The organism is Stenotrophomonas sp. TEPEL, from assembly GCF_004348785.1.
Classification (GTDB): Bacteria; Pseudomonadota; Gammaproteobacteria; order Xanthomonadales; family Xanthomonadaceae; genus Stenotrophomonas; species Stenotrophomonas indicatrix.
Genome location: NZ_QQXJ01000001.1, coordinates 1,489,804 through 1,508,609 on the forward strand (window position 1 = coordinate 1,489,804; position 18,806 = coordinate 1,508,609).

The 18,806-nt window shown below is 66.5% G+C and carries 22 protein-coding genes; 11 read left to right on the forward strand and 11 right to left on the reverse strand.

Translation table 11 applies throughout. The annotated features are described in order from the left end of the window. The first annotated feature begins 107 nt into the window (after positions 1-107). Positions 108-587 (forward strand): glutathione peroxidase, encoded by a 480-nt coding sequence (locus TEP_RS06645; RefSeq protein ID WP_132824700.1) that lies wholly within the window; start codon positions 108-110, stop codon positions 585-587. 67 nt (positions 588-654) lie between these two features. Here the strand turns inward: TEP_RS06645 and TEP_RS06650 are convergent, their stop codons facing one another. The 4 genes from TEP_RS06650 to TEP_RS06665 form a co-directional block, all read right to left on the reverse strand. Continuing rightward, positions 655-1,434 carry a ferredoxin--NADP reductase gene (locus TEP_RS06650; RefSeq protein WP_049466610.1) on the reverse strand — a complete coding sequence of 260 codons (780 nt, stop codon included), beginning with the start codon at positions 1,432-1,434 and terminating at the stop codon, positions 655-657. Between the two features lie 79 nt (positions 1,435-1,513). Continuing rightward, entirely contained in the window at positions 1,514-3,385 is a 1,872-nt protein-coding gene (locus tag TEP_RS06655; protein ID WP_132824701.1) for an ABC transporter ATP-binding protein, read from the reverse strand. A gap of 189 nt (positions 3,386-3,574) precedes the next feature. Continuing rightward, positions 3,575-4,024, reverse strand: a complete 450-nt coding sequence (locus TEP_RS06660) for a carboxymuconolactone decarboxylase family protein (protein WP_132824702.1) — start codon at positions 4,022-4,024, stop codon at positions 3,575-3,577. 36 nt (positions 4,025-4,060) lie between these two features. Further along, positions 4,061-4,957 (reverse strand): RNA polymerase sigma-70 factor, encoded by an 897-nt coding sequence (locus TEP_RS06665; RefSeq protein WP_132824703.1) that lies wholly within the window; start codon positions 4,955-4,957, stop codon positions 4,061-4,063. A gap of 147 nt (positions 4,958-5,104) precedes the next feature. On the opposite strand from TEP_RS06665, the gene TEP_RS06670 reads away from it, so the two are divergent. The 4 genes from TEP_RS06670 (at position 5,105) to TEP_RS06685 (ending at position 8,196) form a co-directional block, all read left to right on the forward strand. Then, the gene (locus TEP_RS06670) at positions 5,105-6,622 is read left to right on the forward strand and encodes a fumarate hydratase (protein ID WP_025876754.1); all 1,518 of its coding nucleotides are present in this window, start codon (positions 5,105-5,107) and stop codon (positions 6,620-6,622) included. A 289-nt stretch (positions 6,623-6,911) separates the two neighbouring features. Next, positions 6,912-7,148 carry a hypothetical protein gene (locus TEP_RS19825; RefSeq protein ID WP_240790641.1) on the forward strand — a complete coding sequence of 79 codons (237 nt, stop codon included), beginning with the start codon at positions 6,912-6,914 and terminating at the stop codon, positions 7,146-7,148. A gap of 14 nt (positions 7,149-7,162) precedes the next feature. After that, positions 7,163-7,507 (forward strand): hypothetical protein, encoded by a 345-nt coding sequence (locus TEP_RS06680; protein ID WP_240790642.1) that lies wholly within the window; start codon positions 7,163-7,165, stop codon positions 7,505-7,507. A gap of 53 nt (positions 7,508-7,560) precedes the next feature. Beyond that, positions 7,561-8,196: a glutathione S-transferase family protein gene (locus tag TEP_RS06685; RefSeq protein WP_132824704.1), complete on the forward strand. Its 636-nt coding sequence runs from the start codon at positions 7,561-7,563 to the stop codon at positions 8,194-8,196. 94 nt (positions 8,197-8,290) lie between these two features. On the opposite strand, the gene arsC is transcribed toward TEP_RS06685, so the two are convergent. The 3 genes from arsC to TEP_RS06700 form a co-directional block, all read right to left on the reverse strand. Beyond that, complete coding sequence (gene arsC / locus TEP_RS06690) at positions 8,291-8,632, reverse strand: arsenate reductase (glutaredoxin) (RefSeq protein WP_132824705.1); 342 nt, start codon at positions 8,630-8,632, stop codon at positions 8,291-8,293. Beyond that, the gene (locus TEP_RS06695) at positions 8,632-9,786 is read right to left on the reverse strand and encodes a phospholipase A (protein WP_132824706.1); all 1,155 of its coding nucleotides are present in this window, start codon (positions 9,784-9,786) and stop codon (positions 8,632-8,634) included. The genes arsC and TEP_RS06695 overlap by 1 nt, the downstream gene beginning before the upstream one ends. A gap of 122 nt (positions 9,787-9,908) precedes the next feature. Then, on the reverse strand, positions 9,909-10,394 hold the full coding sequence (locus tag TEP_RS06700) for a DUF456 domain-containing protein (protein WP_033831531.1): 486 nt from the start codon (positions 10,392-10,394) through the stop codon (positions 9,909-9,911). 236 nt (positions 10,395-10,630) lie between these two features. Between TEP_RS06700 and TEP_RS06705 the strand changes: the two genes are divergently transcribed. Then, positions 10,631-10,840 carry a cold-shock protein gene (locus TEP_RS06705; protein WP_025876765.1) on the forward strand — a complete coding sequence of 70 codons (210 nt, stop codon included), beginning with the start codon at positions 10,631-10,633 and terminating at the stop codon, positions 10,838-10,840. Between the two features lie 88 nt (positions 10,841-10,928). Here TEP_RS06705 and TEP_RS06710 read toward each other — a convergent pair whose 3' ends face one another. Beyond that, positions 10,929-11,426, reverse strand: coding sequence for a glycine zipper 2TM domain-containing protein (locus tag TEP_RS06710; RefSeq protein ID WP_132824707.1), 498 nt, complete (start codon positions 11,424-11,426; stop codon positions 10,929-10,931). A gap of 131 nt (positions 11,427-11,557) precedes the next feature. After that, entirely contained in the window at positions 11,558-11,992 is a 435-nt protein-coding gene (locus tag TEP_RS06715) for a cytochrome c (protein ID WP_132824708.1), read from the reverse strand. A 79-nt stretch (positions 11,993-12,071) separates the two neighbouring features. On the opposite strand from TEP_RS06715, the gene TEP_RS06720 reads away from it, so the two are divergent. Then, positions 12,072-12,899, forward strand: a complete 828-nt coding sequence (locus tag TEP_RS06720; protein ID WP_132824709.1) for a tRNA threonylcarbamoyladenosine dehydratase — start codon at positions 12,072-12,074, stop codon at positions 12,897-12,899. A 78-nt stretch (positions 12,900-12,977) separates the two neighbouring features. On the opposite strand, the gene TEP_RS06725 is transcribed toward TEP_RS06720, so the two are convergent. Then, positions 12,978-13,748, reverse strand: a complete 771-nt coding sequence (locus TEP_RS06725; RefSeq protein ID WP_132824710.1) for a TatD family hydrolase — start codon at positions 13,746-13,748, stop codon at positions 12,978-12,980. Continuing rightward, the gene (locus TEP_RS06730; protein ID WP_099784760.1) at positions 13,745-13,960 is read right to left on the reverse strand and encodes a DUF6116 family protein; all 216 of its coding nucleotides are present in this window, start codon (positions 13,958-13,960) and stop codon (positions 13,745-13,747) included. The genes TEP_RS06725 and TEP_RS06730 overlap by 4 nt, the downstream gene beginning before the upstream one ends. Before the next feature lie 163 nt (positions 13,961-14,123). Between TEP_RS06730 and TEP_RS06735 the strand changes: the two genes are divergently transcribed. From TEP_RS06735 to TEP_RS06750, 4 genes are all read left to right on the forward strand, one after another. Next, on the forward strand, positions 14,124-14,960 hold the full coding sequence (locus TEP_RS06735; RefSeq protein WP_132824711.1) for a glycine zipper 2TM domain-containing protein: 837 nt from the start codon (positions 14,124-14,126) through the stop codon (positions 14,958-14,960). 98 nt (positions 14,961-15,058) lie between these two features. After that, the gene (locus TEP_RS06740) at positions 15,059-15,601 is read left to right on the forward strand and encodes a GNAT family N-acetyltransferase (RefSeq protein ID WP_132824712.1); all 543 of its coding nucleotides are present in this window, start codon (positions 15,059-15,061) and stop codon (positions 15,599-15,601) included. 178 nt (positions 15,602-15,779) lie between these two features. Beyond that, positions 15,780-16,439: a glutathione S-transferase family protein gene (locus TEP_RS06745; RefSeq protein WP_132824713.1), complete on the forward strand. Its 660-nt coding sequence runs from the start codon at positions 15,780-15,782 to the stop codon at positions 16,437-16,439. Between the two features lie 87 nt (positions 16,440-16,526). Beyond that, entirely contained in the window at positions 16,527-18,806 is a 2,280-nt protein-coding gene (locus tag TEP_RS06750) for a thiamine pyrophosphate-dependent enzyme (RefSeq protein WP_132824714.1), read from the forward strand.

The window sequence follows — 18,806 nt, forward strand, 5'->3', positions numbered from 1 at the left end:
CAAGGGCCTGAGGGTAACCCGGCCCGGCGCGCCCGCACTTGTGTCAAAAGGCATGTTGCCGGGGCCGGGCGCGGGTACCATGCAATCACCGCACACGGCCCACCGCCATGACCACTGCCTACGATTTCAGCTTCCGTGACCTTGAAGGCCAGCCGCAGGCGTTGGCGCAGTACCAGGGCCGTCCGCTGCTGCTGGTGAATGTGGCCAGCCGCTGTGGCTTCACCCCGCAGTACACCGGGTTGGAACAGCTGTGGCAGGACTATCGTGATCGCGGCCTGGTGGTGATCGGCTTTCCCTGCAACCAGTTCGGTGCGCAGGAGCCGGGCGATGCCGCGCAGATCCGCCAGTTCTGTTCGATCGATTACCCGGTCAGCTTCCCGCTGTCACAGAAGATCGAGGTCAATGGCGAGGGTGCCGACCCGCTGTGGGCGTGGCTGTCGCAGCAGAAGCGCGGGCTGCTGGGTATCGCCCGCATCAAGTGGAACTTCAGCAAGTTCCTGGTCGATCGCCAGGGCCAGGTGGTGGATCGCTATGCGCCGACCACCAGGCCGGAGCAGCTGCGCGGCGGCATCGAGGCGCTGCTTTGACCGGTAGCGCCAGGCCATGCCCGGCGACCGATATCCGCCGGGCATGGCCCGGCGCTACCGAGGCGGCTTATTTCTCGACGAACGCGCGCTCGAACACGTAGTGCCCGGGCGTACCGATGCGCGGCGAAGTCTGGAAGCCACGGCTGTCCAGCACGGTGCGCAGGTCGGCCAGCATCTGCGGGCTGCCGCAGATCATCGCGCGGTCGTTTTCCGGGCTCAGTTCCGGCAGGCCGAGCGTGCGCTGCATCTCGCCGCTTTCCATCAGCGAGGTCAGGCGGCCCTGGTTGGGGAACGGCTCGCGGGTCACCGCCGGGTAGTACAGCAGCTTGTCGCCGACCATTTCGCCCAGGAACTCATGCTCGCGCAGTTCCTTCTCGAAATAATCGCGGTAGGCCAGGTCCTTTTCGTAGCGCACACCGTGGCACAGGATCACCTTGTCGAAGCGCTCGTAGGTCTCCGGGTCCTTGATCACCGACAGCCACGGCGCCAGGCCTGTGCCGGTGCCCAGCAGGTACAGGTGCTTGCCCGGGTGCAGGTCGCTGATCAGCAGGGTGCCGGTGGGCTTCTTGCCGACCAGTACCTTGTCGCCTGGCTTGATGTGCTGCAGGCGCGAGGTCAACGGACCGTCCTGCACCTTGATGCTGAAGAATTCCAGCTGTTCTTCCCAGTTGGCGCTGGCGATGGAGTACGCGCGCAGCAGGGGCCGCGCATCGGTCTCCAGGCCGATCATCACGAACTGGCCGTTCTCGAAGCGGAAACCGCTGTCACGGGTGAGGGTGAAGCTGAAGTAGGCGTCGGTCCAGTGGCGGACCTCAAGCACCGTTTCGGCGCCGAAAGCGGAGGACATGAGCGTATCTATCGGAAGTCGTCGGGACAATTCTATCTCAAATGAGACAGGTTCTCATTAGGCGGAACGAGAGGCGTTCTCAGCGATAACCGGCCGCCTGCAGTTCGAACAGTTCGGCATAGCGGCCGCCCTGTGCCATCAGCTGCTCGTGCGTGCCGCTGGCTTCGATCCGGCCATCGGCCAGCACCAGGATGCGGTCGGCCATGCGTACTGACGAGAAGCGGTGGGAAATCAGCACTGCCGTACGATTATCCGCCAATTCCCTGAACCGCTGGAACACCTCGAACTCGGCACGGGCGTCCAGTGCCGCGGTGGGCTCGTCCAGAATCATCACCTGTGCATCGCGCATCCACGCACGGGCAATGGCGATCTTCTGCCACTGCCCACCGGACAGGTCCACGCCCTGCTGGAAGCGGCGGCCGATCTGCTGGTCATAGCCGCCGGGCAGGGCAGCGATCACTTCCTCGGCCATGCCGCGGCGGGCGGCATCTGAGATCCGCGCGCGGTCGTCCATCGCTTCGACCTGGCCGACTCCGATGTTCTCGCCGGCACTGAGGTTGTAGTGCACGAAATCCTGGAAGATCACGCCCAGATTGGCGCGCAGGTCGTCCAGGTCGTAGTCGCGCAGGTCGCGCCCATCCAGCAGGATGCGGCCTTCGTCCGGTTCGTACAGGCGTGCCAGCAGCTTGACCAGGGTGGTCTTGCCCGCGCCGTTCTCGCCGACCAGCGCCAGTACTTCGCCCGCGTGCAGGTGGAAATCCAGGTGGCGCACGGCCCATTGCTCAGCATCGGGGTAGCGGAAGCCCACGTCCTCGAACACGAAGCCCTCGCGGATCGGCTGCGGCACGCGCACCGCGTCCTTGCGCGAATGGATTTCCGGTTCGATCTGGAAGAACGAATACAGGTCGTCCAGGTACAGCGCCTGGCTGGCCACCTGCGAGAACCCGATCAGCAGGCCTTCCAGCAACTGGCGCAGGCGCAGGAAGCTGCCGGCGAGGAAGGTCAGATCGCCGATCGAGAAATCGCCACGCACCGTGCGCCAGGCGATGTACGCATACGCGGTGTAGTAGCCCAGCGTGCCCAGCGCGGCCAGCAACGTGCCCCAGAACGCCCGCCGCCGGGCAAGCGCGCGGTTGGCCAGGAACAGTGCCGCCGACAGGCTGCGGTAGCGGTCGACCAGGAACCGGTGCAGGTTGAAGATCTTTACTTCCTTGGCCGTCTCGACGCTGGCACCGAGCTGGCGCAGGTAGTCCAGCTGGCGGCGCTCCGGCGTCCACAGGAAGTTGAGGCTGTAGCCGGCCGCATTGAAGTGCGACTCGCCGATGAACGCCGGCACCAGCGCCAGCGCCAGCAGCAGGATCAGCCACGGCGCATAGACCAGCAGGCCGACGGCCAGGCTGGCCACGGTGATCGCATCCTGCACCTGGCCGAACAGCTGGCTCATCAGGTTCATCCGGCCCATGGTCTGGCGCCGTGCGCGGTCCAGCTTGTCCTGCAGGTCCGGGTCCTCGAAATCCTCCAGGTCCAGGGTCGCCGCATGTTCCATCAGGCGCACGCTGGTGGCGTTGGCGAACAGCTCCGACAACAGCGCATCGGCGTAGCTGACCAGCCGGCCGAGCAGGTCCGAGGCGATGGCCAGGCCGAATTCCAGCGCCAGCAGGCCCAGCAGTGGATTGAGCAGTCCGCTGGACAGCGCCTCGCCCATCGGCGGAAAACCGGCTCCGTGCTGGCTCAGGTGCAGGGCGGTATCGATGATCAGCTTGCCGACGTACAACATCGCCACCGGCAGCAGCGCACGGATCAGGCGCAGGCCGAGGCTGGCCAGGGTCAGTGCGCGGCTGGTCTGCCAGACCTGGCGCAGGAACGGTGGCAGGTTGCGCATCGCCCTGAAGCGTTGGCGCAGGCTGGGTTTCTTGGCGCCGGCAGCGCCGGCAATGGGAGAGGCGGGCATGCCGCCATTGTGCGCGCCTGATACGTGCAGGTGGGGTCAGGGCAGCCGTGTGGGCACCGGGGTCGGATCCGTTCGCGTTGCGAAGGATCCGACCCAACCACATCCATGCATGGCGTGGATCTACCGTGTCGACCAAGGTCGACACCTATCAACAGCTGCGGGCACCCGTCCCACCGGGCTGGCCCCCTTTTACGGCAGCGGCGGCAGCAGCCCAGCCCCCAGCCGGTTCCAGGCATTGATCACTGCAATGCCCATGCTCAGGTCGCTGATGCCTTTCTCATCAAAGTGCGGTGCCAGCGCGTCGAACGCCGCCTGCGACGGTGCGCCATCGGTCAACCGGGTCAGCGCCTCGGCCCAGCCCAGCGCCGCGCGCTCGCGGCCGTCGAAGAAGCGGCTTTCGTGCCAGGCGGGCAGCGTATCCAGCTTGCGCGGTTCGATGCCGCCCTTGCGCAGCGCGGTGCCGTGCATGTCCATGCAGTAGCCGCAGCCGTTGAGCTGCGACACGCGCAGGAACACCAGTTCCATCAACGTTGGATCTATCGAACTGTCATGCACCGCCTTGCTGGTGGCGAGCAGGCCCTTGAAGGCATCGGCGGCCAGGCGGGTGTAGGGAACGCGGGGAGAGGCAGGGTTGGACATCTTCAGCTCCACGGCGGCCACCATGGCCGCCTTTCACTACAAGGACGCCGGAGTATCGCGGCGCGTGACAACCGCAGGCAGTTTTTCTGGATTCAGCACGCTGTAGAGATTGGCGATGCGGCCATCGACTACCTCGATGGTGGTGATCGAGTGCAGGTGGTCGCCTTCGAAACGCAGGATCGCCGGTTCGCCATTGACATAGCCGAGCTGTGCCGGATGCGCCGCGCCGCGACGGGCGATGGCCCAGAACAGGCGGCCGATGCGTTCGGCACCCAGCAGAGGACGCACCGCCGCGGTGACCACGCCGCCGCCATCGGAAACCAGCAGCGCGTTGGCATGCAGCAGCGCCTGGATGGCCTCGCTGTCGCCCCGCTGGGAGGCGTCCATGAAACGCGCCAGCAGCTGCCGGTGCTGGTTGGCATCGGCATTGAAGCGCGGCCGCCCAGACTGCAGGCGCTGCCGGGCCCGGTGCACCAGCTGGCGGCAATTGGCCTCGCTGTGGCCGATCAGCTCGGCAATCTCGCGGTAGTCGTGGTCGAAGGCTTCCTTCAGCAGGAAGGCGGCGCGCTCCTCCGGTCCGAGCTGTTCGAGCAGAGTCAGGAAGGCCACGGAGACGTCGTCGGCCAGTGCGTGCAGCTGCGCAGGGCCGGGCGCCGGGTCGGGTTCGAGGGTGACCGCCAGCGGCTCGGCCAGCCACGGGCCGATGTAGTGCACGCGCTCGCGCTTGGCCGCGCGCAGCCGGTCCAGGCCGAGCCGGGTGGTGGTGGTGACCAGCCAGGCTTCGGGGTCGCGGACGGCCGCCGGGTCGGCGCCGGACCAGCGCAGCCAGGCATCCTGGACCACGTCTTCGGCGTCGGCACGGCTGCCAAGCAGTCGGTAGGCCAGCGCCATCAGGCGCGGGCGGTGGGTCTGGAAGGCGGCTTCGGCGTTCATGTGGGCAAGGACGCGCCAGCGGAGTGCGGCGTGACAGAGGGCAGGGTCGGATCTTGCCGGCCAGCGGCCGGCACTACCACCCCGCGGTCGAGGGAGGGGGTAAAATGGGCGGATTACCCCCGCCAGCCTTCAGCAAGCGAGCAATCCGTGACATCGATCAAGCAGGAAGACCTCATCCAGTCCGTCGCCGACGCGCTGCAGTACATCTCGTACTACCACCCGGTCGATTACATCAAGAACCTCGCCGCCGCTTACGAGCGCGAGGAGTCGCCGGCAGCGAAGGAGGCGATCGCGCAGATCCTGATCAACTCGCGGATGTGCGCCGAAGGCCATCGGCCGATCTGCCAGGACACCGGCATCGTCACCGTGTTCCTGGAAATCGGCATGGATGTGCGCTGGGATGACGCCACCATGGGCGTGGAGGACATGGCCAACGAAGGCATCCGCCGCGCCTACCTGTACCCGGACAACAAGCTGCGCGCTTCGGTGCTGGCCGATCCGGCCGGCAAGCGCATCAATACCAAGGACAACACCCCGGGCGTGGTCAACGTCAAGGTGGTGCCGGGCAACACCGTGGAGGTGATCGTTGCCGCCAAGGGCGGTGGCTCGGAAGCCAAGACCAAGTTCGCCATGCTCAACCCGTCCGACTCGATCGTCGACTGGGTGCTGAAGACCGTGCCGACCATGGGCGCCGGCTGGTGCCCGCCGGGCATGCTCGGCATCGGCATCGGCGGCACCGCCGAGAAGGCGATGCTGCTGGCCAAGGAAGCGCTGATGGAGCCGATCGACATCACCGAGCTGCAGGCCCGTGGGGCGTCCAACCGCATCGAGGAGCTGCGTCTGGAGCTGTACGAGAAGGTCAACGCGCTTGGCATTGGTGCCCAGGGCCTGGGTGGCCTGACCACCGTGCTCGACATCAAGATCAACGACTACCCGACCCACGCGGCCAACCTGCCGGTGGCGATGATCCCGAACTGCGCCGCCACCCGCCATGCGCACTTCACCCTGGATGGCAGCGGCCCGGTGATGCTGGACCCGCCGTCGCTGGAAGACTGGCCGAAGCTGACCTATGACGCGTCCAAGGGCACCCGCGTGGACCTGGACACGATCACCCCGGAAGACGTGGCCAGCTGGAAGCCGGGCCAGACCCTGCTGCTCAACGGCAAGCTGCTGACCGGCCGCGATGCCGCGCACAAGCGCATGGTCGACATGCTCAACAAGGGCGAGGAACTGCCGGTCGATCTGAAGGGGCGCTTCATCTACTACGTCGGCCCGGTCGATCCGGTGCGCGACGAAGTGGTGGGCCCGGCCGGTCCGACCACCGCCACCCGCATGGACAAGTTCACCGAGCAGGTGCTGGCACAGACCGGCCTGCTGGGCATGGTCGGCAAGGCCGAGCGTGGTCCGGCCGCGATCGAGGCCATCAAGAAGCACAAGTCGGCCTACCTGATGGCCGTCGGTGGTTCGGCCTATCTGGTGTCCAAGGCGATCAAGGCGGCCAAGGTGGTCGGCTTTGCGGACCTGGGCATGGAAGCGATCTACGAGTTCACCGTGGAAGACATGCCGGTGACCGTGGCCGTCGATTCCACCGGCGAGTCGGTGCACAAGACCGGCCCGCGCGAGTGGCAGGCCCGCATCGGCAAGATTCCTGTCGTGGTGGAGTGATCGGCGCGGCGTCGACCACGCCCGTCCGATTGCAGAACGGCGCCCGGGTGGCGCCGTTCTTCGTTTAACGACTGCAACCGTGCGGCTTTGCTAGGGTGTGCGCGTTGCCAGGCAAGGGAAGCTGTTTGTGCGTCAAGGAATACGCAATGCTTTCGCCGCAGTCGCCCTTGCCTTGATGGTGGGCTGCGCGCCGCAGTATTACGTCGAGCAACCCACCAGCGAGGCCGGCCGTGTGTGTGCGGCAGGATGTGCGCAGCGGCACATGCAGTGCGCGGATCAGGCGCGTTCAATGGCCGAGATGGCGCAGCAGAGCTGTCAGTCGGAAAAGGAACGCATCATCGACAGATGCAGCGACATCGCTGACCAGAAGATGCGGCATCGTTGCGAGGGTGCACGTGGCGCCGGCGCGTACTGCGCCACCGCAGCCAACACGAGCGCCTGCGATGCGACGCGGGGGCAGTGTGTACTTGACTGCGGCGGAGCGGTGAGCGAAACCCGTTCTTCCGGCAGTCTTCCGGTCTATTGAACAAGGAGCGTCCTGTGAACCTGTTGCGTAGCCTTTCCCTTGTCACCCTGCTGGTCATGGCCGGCTGCAGTACGTCATCTTCGTCGTATGGCGGTGGCGGCGGCTTCAGCGCCGGTGCCCAGTGCCAGATGCAGTGCCAGGCCAGCTATCGCAGCTGCATGGCCGAAGGCCAGGGGATCGGCAGCCGCCAGTCCAGCTGCGAGCAGCACGTGGCACCGGCGCCGGACCAGCGCTGCAAGGACATCGAGCATCCGGAACTGCGCCGTTCCTGCGAGTTGAAGGCGCACGACTGCACGCTGCGCGCACCGATGATGGGCTGCGGCGAGCGTCGGGATACCTGCATGAGCACCTGCGGCTGACCGCGCCGGGGACAGCGCGCATAATCAGCCGTTCCCCGCCCAGGACAGGTCCTATGCGCACCACCTTGTATGGTTCCACCAGCACCGCCTCGCTGGTGGTGCATTGGCTGCTGATCGAGCTCGGTATCGAGCACGAACTGGTGCTGCTCGATTTCGAAACGCGCGAGCACAAAGCAGCTGGCTACCTGGCGCTCAATCCGGCGGGCAGGGTGCCGACCCTGTTGATCGACGGCCAGGTACTGACCGAGGCGGCCGCGATCGCGCTGTATCTGGCAGACCGTCATCCGCAGGCAGGGTTGTTGCCTGCCGTCGGCACGCCGGAACGCGGCGAGGCCTATCGCTGGATGTTCTGGTGCGCCAACACCGTGCAGCCGGCATACCGCGCCTGGTTCTATCCGCATGAAGCAGCGGGTGGCGAGTGCATCGACGCAGTGCGTGCGATGGCCCGGCAGCAGCTGGAGGCGGCGTGGCAGCACGTTGCCACGCACCTGCAGGACGGCGGTCCCTACCTGCTCGGCGATGCGCCGGGCGTGGTCGATTTCATGCTGGTGATGTTGATGCGCTGGTCACGCAACATGCCCACGCCCAGCGACCACTGGCCGGTGTTGAAGGCGTATGCGGATCGGCTGAAGGCGCGGCCGGCGTTCGCCGAGGTCTATCGCCGCGAAGGCATCACCGACTGGCGGTAACCCGTTCTGTAGAGCCGGGCCATGCTGGGCTGCATTCACGGGTGGCACGCGAACCGCAGCCGAGCATGGCACGGCTCTACCAAAGCGGGGCGGGTTACAGGATCTCCAGCACCGTTTCCGGTGGCCGGCACAGGCGGGTGCCTTTCGCGGTGCGTACCACCGGGCGGTTGATCAGCCGTGGGTGGGTGGCCATCGCGGCCAGCAGGGCGTCGTCATCGCTTCCCTGCAGGCCCAGTGCGGCAAACTCGGGTTCCTTGCTGCGCACCAGCCCGGTCGCGGCCAGGCCGGATTCCACCAGTACCTGGCGCAGCGTGGCTACATCGAGCGGGCTGCCGAGATAATCGATCACAACCGGTTCGAAACCGGCGTCGCGGATCAGCTTAAGGGCCGCGCGCGAGTTGCTGCACGCGGGGTTGTGCCAGATCGTCACATCCATCAGAACCACTCCAGCAGGGACACGCCGACGCCGACGTAGGTTGCCTTGTGGTTGTAATCGATCAGGCTCTCGCCATAGCCGTCGAAGATCTGCACATGGCCGCGCAGCAGGTTGCTGATCGGGAAGCCGTAGTCCAGCTGCAGCGCGCCGTGCGAGCGGTCACCGGTGCGCAGCGAATGACGTGCCATCAACGAGACTTCGTGACCCTTGTGGTTCCAGGTCAGGGTCGCGTCGCCGCGGCCCATGTAGTCCTCGATGTCCGGGTTGTTGTCGTCGCTGCGGGTCTCGGGAATGCGGTACCAGGGACGCAGCACCAGTGCCCAGTTCTCGCGGTCCAGGCCGACGTTGAGGATCACCCGGTTCCAGCTGCGCGACAGCGGATCGGCACGGCCGTTGGACTGGTGGTTGAGGCTGATGCCGGTCATCCGCCCACGCCAGCCACCGATCGAGTAGCCGTTGCGGAACACCATCATCACTTCCGGCTCGTAGTTGGTCTCGCGGAACGGGCGCGAGTCCTCGCCGTTGTAGGCCTGCCAGCGCGAACTCTGGGTATAGCCCGCCCAGATGTCGCCGTTGTCGCCGAACAGGTTCTCGGCGATCTTGGTCTTGAAGCTGATCTGGAACTTCAGCTCGGCGCTGTCCAGCACCTGCGGGGTGGTCACGCTGTTGGCCGGGTTCGGCGAGTCCGGCATGGTGTTGCGGTCGCTGGTCCAGAATGCCGGCAGCAGGTACACAGGCTTGTACGCGCGCAGCTGGAACGGGCCCAGCTTGGAGTCCTCGGCCAGTTCCCAGCGGCTGTCCAGCAGCGAACCGCGGCCGGCATTGGCAAGTGCGCTGTCCGGCGCTTCGGACCGGAACAGGTCGCTGACACGCTCGCGCAGCTTCTCCTCGCCCTGGCTCACCCGCGCGGTGTCGCGCTGCTCGCGGCGTGCCTGTGCGGCGGCTTCGGCGGCCGCATCAGCTTCGGCGGTGGCCTGAGGCGTGCGCCCGAACTGGCGGTCGTAGCAGGCCAGGCGGGCAGCATCGGTCGTGATGGCCGAGCAGGCGGCCGGCGAGGCCTCGGCGCTGGGCGCGAATTCCTGGGCAGCCACAGGCGCGCTGGCCAAGGCCAACGCCAGCGGTGCAAGGCGGGGAAACAACGGAGAGAGGGTCATTGCAGCAGGCCCTTCGGAATGAATGCGGAAAGAGGGACAGTGTGGCGGCTGCATCGGGTAACGGCCAGCCCCACGGGTTTATGCCCGGCGTGTGCGTGCGCGCTGTGTGAAGGCCGCATGCCTCACAGGAACCAGGCGAAGGCGAACAGGCCCAGCATCGCGATCACCAGCGCCAGCTTCAGCGCCAGGCCCAGCAGGATGCCCAGCCAGGTGGCCAGCCCGACCTTGGTTGAGCGGCCCAGCTCGCGGGTATGCCAGTACTCGCCCAGCAGCGCGCCCAGCAGCGGCCCGGCGAACAATCCGATCGGCATGAAGAACAGGCCGACGATGCTGCCGATGAAGGTGCCCCAGAGCGCTTTGCGGCTGGCGCCCACGCGCTTGGCGCCGACCACGGTCGCCAGCACGTCGACCAGCAGCGACAGCGCGGTCAGCACGCCGAGGATCAGCAGGGTGGGCCAGCCGACATGGACGAAGCCGTCTGCCCAGGCGGCCAGCACCAGCCCGATGAAGACCAGCGGGATGCCCGGCAGGGCTGGCAGGACGATGCCGGCGATGCCGATGAGGACAAAAATGACCGCTAGCAGATACAAGATGAATGAGAGGTCCATGCTGTCCCGTATGGTTGTCTTTTTGGGGTTGACAGTGAAAGGTTTTTACCAGTTGCTTTTTCGTTTTGGTCGGGTTAAGTTGCAGACGCTGAGCTTGGCAAGGTCACCGTGGATCGTGGCCTGATGAAGCAAGATCATTCCGATCCGCTGCATCGATGCACCTCGCTTCCCCCTTGCTTGTCAGCCGCCCAACAGGCGTATCCAACAACAAGAGAGAGTCAAAGGGAGTTAGTGAGATGGCTGATCGCGAGAACGGTACCGTGAAGTGGTTCAATGATGCCAAGGGCTTCGGCTTCATCAGCCGGCAGAATGGCGAGGACGTGTTCGTGCACTTCCGTGCCATCGAGACCCAGGGCTTCAAGAGCCTCAAGGAAGGCCAGGCTGTGAGCTTTGAAGTGGTGCAGGGCCAGAAGGGCCTGCAGGCTGACAAGGTCCAGCCGGCGTAATACCTGCCGCTTGCCGGCATGAAAAAGGCCCGCGCAAGCGGGCCTTTTTTTGTTGCTCCGGTTCTGATCGGCCGGGGCCCGCTGCGGGTCAGCGCAGGATGACCTTGCCGTTGACCACGCGGACATAGGTGTTTTCGCGGATGCCGCCGAGGTCGCGCTGGTTGACCACGATGGTGCGGCCATCATCCATGCGCACGCTGATGTCGTAGGTATCGCTGGTGACGTTCTTCTGGATCTGGTTGCCGGCCAGTGCACCACCCACGGCGCCGGCGGCGGCGGCGATGTTCTTGTTGCCGCGGCTGCCGCCGGTGTGGTCGGAGATCTCATGGCCGGCCACCGCGCCGACGATGCCGCCGAGGATCGCGCCGGTGGCGGAGGGCGCGGTACGGCCGGACTGCACGGCATTGATGCGGGTGACGATGCCGCAGTCGGCGCAGCGGCTCTGGTTGTAACCGGAGTTGTTGCCGTAGCCGCCGTTGTTGTAGCCGCTGTTGTTGTAACCACCGCCGCCATAGCCCGGCGAGGTGGCACAGCCGGCCAGGCCGACGGTTGCGATGACACTGGCGGCGATGAGCTGGATCTTCATGGGGCGTCTCCTGGCCGTGAAGGCGGGTGCGTTTGGGTGGTACTGCGTCATGCAGCAGGGTGAGCGAATCCTCCTCTTTCCAACGTGAACAAGGCGCCAACCACACTGGCCTTCGCCCACTCGAAGATGAATCAGCGGAAGTCCTGATGACAGGCCCGGCAATCGTCCTGCAGTGCCTGGACCTGCTGCGCCAACGCGTTGCAGTCGATCGGCGGGCTGGCCAAGGCCGTGTTGAGGTCGGCGCGGTACTGGCTGGCGTGCTGCTGGAATTGCGGGCTGTCCTTCAATCCGGGGAAGGCCTGGTCCAGATCGTTGGACAGCAGGCGCAGCACCTGCAGGCGCGGGACGCTGTCGGCCAGGCTGCAGCGGTTCTGCTGCTGAGCCTGCCGCAGCAGATCCGCCTGCCGCTGCATTACCTGCATCAGGCTGTCCGGGAACGGATCGCGGCGTGCCTGCAGTGCGCGGCCGACCATCACCGTGGTAATCAGGCCGATCAGCAGGCCCAGGCCGAGCACGAACAGATAGCGGTAGGCGGTGGACGGGCGGCGGGGTGGGCTGGCACTCATGGCGGGCGCTCCGGGCGTGCAACGGTGGGTTCGGCGTCGTCGTGCTGTAGTCAGGGGACCTGCACGTTAAAATAGCCCGATGAACGAACAGGTCAAACAACGCTTCGCCGGTATTGAACGGCTGTATGGCGTCGGCGCGCTCGAGCGCCTGCAGGGCAGCCGTGTTGCCGTGGTCGGCATGGGCGGCGTCGGCTCGTGGGTGGTGGAGGCGCTGGCACGCTCGGCGGTGGGCCATCTGGCCCTGATCGATGCCGATGACATCTGCGTATCCAATACCAACCGCCAGCTGCCGGCGCTGGAGGGCAGCTACGGCCGCAACAAGGCAGAGGCCATGGCCGAGCGCTGCCGGGCGATCAATCCGCAGATCGAGGTCGACGCCGTGCAGGCGTTCCTGACCCCGGCCAACATGGCTGAATTGCTGGACCGCGGTTTCGACCTGGTGATCGATGCCTGCGACAGTTTCCGGGTGAAGGTGGAAACCATCGCCTGGTGCCGCCGCCGCAAGCTGCCGTTGCTGACCGTCGGCGCGGCCGGCGGCCGTACCGATCCCACCCTGGTGCGCATCCGCGATGTCTCGCGCACCGAGCATGACGCGATGCTGGCGCTGATCCGCAAGAAGCTGCGCAGCGAATTCAACTTCCCGAAGAACGCCAAGCGCTATTTCGGCGTGCCGGCGGTGTATTCACTGGAAAACGTCAAATATCCGCAGGCCGACGGGAGTGTCTGTGGGCTGCGGCCGAACCTGGGCGCGGATGCGGCCCTGAAGCTCGATTGCGGCGCCGGCCTGGGCGCGGCCACCCACATCACCGGCGCATTTGCGTTCGCGGCCGTGGGCAAGGCGCTGGAGATGCTGCTGGAGCCGAAGAAGGTGAAGGCCGGAGCGGCCGAGGATCACGCCGACGCGTGATCGGTAGCGCCGGGCCCTGCCCGGCGAGCGCACAGCGCGACCAGCACAATGCCGCCGGGCAGGGCGCGGCGCTACCGGTCAGGCGGGCAGGTTGAACAGCCGCCGGGCGTTGTCCGTGGTGGCCTGCGCCACGGCGTCCAGTTCCATCCCGCGCAGTGCGGCGATGTGGCGGGCGATGACCGCCAGCCGCGCCGGCTCGTTGCGCTGGCCACGGATACCCGCGTCGGGCTGGTCCGGCGCATCGGTCTCCAGCAGCAACTGCTCCAGCGGCATCGTGCGGACCAGCCGCTGCAGACGCTGCGCACGCTCGTAGGTCAGTGGTCCGCCCAGGCCGAGCAGGAATCCCAGCTTGTGCAGCTGCGCGGCCTGTTCCGGGCTGCCGGAAAAACTGTGCACCACCCCGCGCAGGCCACCGATGCGGCGGATCGCGGTGATCACCGCATCCACTGCACGGCGGGCATGCACGATCACGGGCAGATCGAACTCGCGCGCCAGCGTCAGCTGTCCGACGAAATAGTCCTGCTGTGCCCCGGCATCCAGCCCCTCGACGAAGAAATCCAGCCCGCATTCGCCGATCGCGCAGGGCCGCTCCTGTTCGATCCATTCACGCAGCTGCGGCAGGTGTTCGGGCCGGTGCTGGTCAAGGAACATCGGGTGCAGGCCATAGGCGGGATAGAGGCCCGTCGCCTGCTGGCAGACCTCGCGCAGCTTTGGCCAGCTGGCCGCAGTGATGGCTGGAACCACCTGCATCCGCACGCCGGCAGCGCGCGCGCGGTCGATGACCGCCGCGCGGTCGCCATCGAATTCGCTGGCATCCAGGTGGCAGTGGCTGTCGACCAGCAGGTTCAACGCTGCTCCAGCGGCGGAGGTGTGGTCGCGCTGCGGCTCTTCCAGTTGGCCAGCAGCAGGGTGCCAAAGCCCAGCACCAGTTCGTCGACGAACGGAATCGGGTCGGGGATGAACAGGGTCAGCGCGAACAGGCCGGCGGTCAGCTTGAACAGGGTGGGGTAGCGCAGCCGGCGTGCCCATTGCAGGACCGGCAGCAGCATCGGGTTGGCCATGGCGGAGGTCCTCCGGGGGAATGTGCAAACGCTACCACGGGCCCAGCATTTCCAGATGCTGAATGGGTTACGGCGGTGAGCAGGAAATGTGGAGATTCCGTTCAGGCACCGCATGCTGCAATCTGGCCTGAGAACGTTGCGGACGGTCCGCAAGGAGCAGGTCATGAAAAGCACAACTACAACTGTCCTGGTCGCAGCGGGCGCGCTGCTGGTCGGTGGTATCGCCACCGCCGCCTTCATGAAGAGCGGCGACAAGTCGCCGGAGCTGAGCGCCGGGAACCCGAGTGAATCGCGCCTGGTCGATGGCAATGCCACCGACGATGGCGCGCGTGGCGACGCAGTGGACGCCAGTGCGCCGCGTGGCCTGGAATACGCCGATGTGCTGAAGGTCGATCCGATCACCGAGAAGCAGAAGGCCTATGCCACCGTGATCGGCACCGATCCGGTACGCGAGACGTCCACCACCCAGACCCCGCATGAAGTCTGCCAGGACGTGGTGGTGCAGGAACGCCTGCCCGAGCGTGATGGCAACGTCGGTGGCACCGTGGTCGGTGCCGTGGTCGGTGGCCTGCTGGGCAACCAGGTGGGCGGCGGCAATGGCAAGAAGGCCGCGACCGCTGCCGGTGCCGTGGCCGGTGGCTTCATCGGCAACCAGGTCGACAAGCGCCATGTGGGTGGCCGCGTGGTCAACCGCACCGAGCGCCAGTGCCACACCGAAACGGCGACCTCCGAGTCGAGCCGTGTCACCGGCTACAACGTGACCTACCGCAATGAAGACGGCACCACTGGCACGATGCGCATGGGCAGCAAGCCGGGCAACCGCATTGCCATGGGCACCAGTGACGTGGTCAAGGGCTACAACGTGACCTACCGCTACGACGGCGCAGAGAAGACCGTGCGTATGGACAACAAGCCGGCCAGCGATCGCCTGCCGGTGGTGGATGGGCAGCTGGTCACCCAGACGGCTGCAGCCGGCGACGCGACCGCGAACCGTCAGTAATTCTCCGGCAACATCGGTAACGAACAGGCCAGCCGTTGCTGGCCTGTTTTTTTATGGGTGGGGTTCATCCACGCGTGGTGTGGCTCTACCATGACGCCATGAGCATCTTCGACCTGCGCATCGAAACCGAACGCCTGATCCTGCGTCCGCCGCAGCGGCAGGACTACGCCTCCTATCTGGCGTTCTGCGCCGATGAGGAGGTGATGCGCACGCTGGGCGGTATGCAGGCACCCTCGGTGGCATGGCGCAGCTTCTGCAGCCTGGCCGGCGCATGGCAGCTGTTCGGCTTCTCGATGTTCAGCGTGATCGAGAAATCCAGCGGTGAATGGATCGGTCGCATGGGGCCGTGGCAGCCGCAGGACTGGCCCGGCACCGAGGTCGGCTGGAGCATCCGCCGGGCCAGCTGGGGCAAGGGCTACGCACCGGAGGCGGCGACCGCAGCGATCGACTGGGCGTTCGATACGCTGGGTTGGGGCGAGGTGATCCACACCATCGCCGAAGACAACGAGAACTCGAAGGTGGTTGCACGCAAGCTCGGCAGTACGCAGCTGCGCATGGGGCAGTTGCCACCGCCCTATGGAGGCAAGCCGCTGGAAATCTGGGGGCAATCGCGCGGGCAGTGGCAACAGCGCGCACGCTGAGCGCTGCCTGGGAGTGTCGGGCGCTGGCCGGCATCCGCACCAATCCAGCTGCATCAAGGTTGCCGGCCAGCGGCTGGAATTACCGTATCGCCATGCTGCACCCGCGCTTGGCAATCGCCAGGCGGCTTGCCAGACTGCGGGCAGCCGGCTGCAGGCCGGGACCTCCCTGGAGCAGGCAATGGTGGAAGAACGCAGTGCGTTGACGGTGCATGGCATGTCGGTCTCGGGCAATTGCCACAAGGTGCGCCTGTTGCTCGAACAGCTCGGCAGCCGCTACCGCTGGGTGGAGGTGGACAGCGCCCACGGCCAGACCCATACCGCGGAATTTCTCGCCCTCAATCCCAATGCCAAGGTGCCGTTGATCGTGCGCGACGACGGCCGCGTGCTGACCGAATCCAATGCGATCCTGTTCTGGCTGGCCGAAGGTACGCCGTATCTTCCCGCCGACGGTTGGCAGCGTGCGCAGGCATTGAGCTGGATGTTCTTCGAGCAGTACACGCATGAACCCTGCGTGGCGGTGGCACGCTTCATCCGCGGTTGGACACCGGCCGACTCGCCACGCCGTGCTGAACTGCCGCGCCTGCATGAGCGCGCTGCCAGCGCGCTGGCGGTGATGGAGCAACATCTGCGCCAGGCGCGGTGGTTCACCGGCGATGACTACGGTATCGCCGATATCGCCTTGTTTGCCTATTCCGATGTCGCCGCCGACGGTGGCATCACGCTGGATCCATTCCCGCAGGTGCGGGCCTGGCTGCAGCGGGTACGTGCGCAGCCTCGCTTCGTGCCCATGCCCGCGGTGACTGCCGAGGTGCGCGCGCGGTTCAACGCGCCGGATTGATTCCCCTGCAGCGTCGGCGTGCTCGGCCAGTGGAAGGGTCGGGCGGTCCGGCGCCACGGTCTGCAACAACGGCACGGAGGGTGTTCGATGTTCGCTGTGGTTCCTGATCCCATTCCCGCACGCATGCGTGGCCTCAACCGCGCCGAGGTCTGTGACGCCAATTTCCTCGAGGCCGTGCGCGACTGGCGCGGCATCCCGCGGCCGCGCCCGGCGCCGGATGCGCCGATCCTGCCGGGCAGCACCCTCACCGCCGCCGCCTTCGCTGAACTGTTCGAATCGCAGCTGCTCAGTCGCCAGCTGGACCTGATGGCGCGCGTGCTGCGCGTGCAGAACAAGGTCTTCTACACGATCGGCTCGTCCGGCCACGAAGGCAACGCGCTGCTTGCGCGCGCCTGCCGGCACACCGACCCCGCCTTCCTGCACTACCGTTCCGGCGCGTTCATGGCCGAGCGTGCGCGGCTGGTGCCCGGCATGGATCCGGTGCGCGACGCCGCGCTGTCCTTCGCCGCCAGTGCCGACGACCCGGCCAGCGGCGGCCGTCACAAAGTGTGGGGCAGCAAGCCTCTGTGGGTGCTGCCGCAGACCTCGACCATCGCCTCACACCTGCCCAAGGCGGTGGGTACCGCGCTGGCGATCGAGAGTGGCAGGCGCCTGAGCCAGCCGCTGCCGATTCCCGCCGACAGCATCGTGATGTGCTCCTTCGGCGACGCCTCGGCCAACCATGCCACCGCGCAGACCGCGTTCAATACCGCGATGTGGTCGGCCTACCAGAAGCTGCCGGTGCCGATCCTGTTCGTCTGCGAGGATAATGGCCTGGGCATTTCGGTGAAGACGCCCGAGGGGTGGATCGCAGAGCGCTTCAGCCGGCAACCGGGCCTGGACTACTTCTTTGCCGATGGCCTGGACCTGGCGGCCGGCCACGCGCAGGTGCAGGCGGCGGTCGAACATTGCCGGCGCATGCGTCGGCCGACCTACCTGCACCTGCGCACCACGCGGTTGATGGGCCACGCCGGGACCGACTTCGAAGTGGAATGGCGCGCGTTGGCCGAACTGTGTGCGGCCGAGGCGCAGGACCCGCTGCTGCGCTCGGCGCAGATCGCGCTGGAGTCGGGCTGGATGGATGCGGCGGGCGTCGAGGCCGCCTATGAAGCCCTGCGCGCGCGCTGCATGGCCGCGGCCATCGATGCTGATACGCGGCCGAAGCTGCAGACATTGCAGGAAGTGATCACGCCGTTGGCACCCTATACGCCCGCAGCGGTGCAGGCCGAGGCCGAGCGCGTGGCGCCAATCGAGGCCCGGCAGGCGCTGTACGGCGGCGCCGAGGCGCTGCCCGAACGGCAACCGCCGCGGCACCTGGCGATACAGATCAACCATGCGCTGCAGGAGCTGCTGGGCAAGTACCCGCAGGCGCTGTTGTTTGGCGAGGACGTGGCGCAGAAAGGCGGTGTCTACACGGTGACGCGCGACCTGCTGCGCCGTTTCGGCCCGCGCCGGGTGTTCAACACGCTGCTGGACGAGACCATGATCCTCGGCATGGCCCAGGGGCTGGCCAACATGGGCATGCTGCCGATCCCGGAAATCCAGTACCTGGCCTACCTGCACAACGCCATCGACCAGGTACGTGGCGAGGCCTGCTCGCTGCAGTTCTTCTCCAACGACCAGTTCCGCAACCCGATGCTGGTACGGGTGGCCGGGCTGGGCTACCAGAAGGGGTTCGGCGGCCACTTCCACAACGACAATTCGATCACGGCGCTGCGTGACATCCCGGGGCTGGTGGTGGGCTGTCCGTCGCGTGGCGATGATGCGGTGATGATGCTGCGCACATTGGCGGCATTGGCCCGCGTGGATGGTCGGGTAGCGGTGTTCCTTGAACCGATCGCCCTCTACATGACCAAGGATCTGCACGCGGCCGGCGATGGCCAGTGGTTGTTCGACTACCCCGCACCCGGGCAGGCGCTGGTGCTGGGCGAGGGCAGGGTGTACGCGCCGGATGCCAGCGATCTGGTGATCTTCACCTATGGCAACGGCGTGCCGATGGCGCTGCGCGCAGCGGCCGCCATCGAGCAGCAGCTGGGCTGGCAGGTGCGTGTGGTCGACCTGCGCTGGCTGGTGCCGTTGAATGCGGCCTTCATCGGCGCCCAGGCCGCCACCGCGCAACGGGTGCTGGTACTGGATGAAGGGCGGCAGAGCGGGGGCGTAGGCGAGGGCGTGATCACCGCGCTGGTCGAGGCCGGCCATGGCCACCTGCCCGTGCGCCGGGTCTGCGGTGCCGATACCTATACGCCGCTGGCGGGGGCAGCAATGTTCGGGCTTCCAAGCGACAATGCGGTGATTGGCGCCGCCCTCGACCTGGCGCAGGAACCCTGA